The organism is Endozoicomonas atrinae (assembly GCF_001647025.1).
GTDB lineage: Bacteria > Pseudomonadota > Gammaproteobacteria > Pseudomonadales > Endozoicomonadaceae > Endozoicomonas > Endozoicomonas atrinae.
The window spans coordinates 1-216 of record NZ_LUKQ02000973.1; the positions used below are offsets into that span (position 1 = coordinate 1).

Sequence of the window (216 nt, forward strand, 5' to 3'; positions counted from 1 at the left end):
GCTGCTGTGCCCGGATCGCCTCGGTCACTTCCTGACGCGCTCCCGCCAGGGTTTTCTCGATCTCCGGTTTTACCAGCGCCGTGATGTCATCGCCGTGACCCTCGGCCCATGCCACGACCCGCTCCAGACTGTAGTTGACCGCACGGTCCAGGAATTGCTCGACCAGTCCATGGAGACAGGGTTGAATCGCCGGCTTGATTGCCACCCTCAACGCCT

Annotated in this window: 1 protein-coding gene; it reads right to left on the reverse strand. The window is 62.5% G+C overall.

Features of this window, described 5'->3' with window-relative positions:
* The coding region (locus AK963_RS31100; RefSeq protein WP_139117868.1) for a hypothetical protein at positions 1–205 on the reverse strand (205 nt) is incomplete at its 3' end.
* Positions 206–216 lie beyond the last annotated feature (11 nt).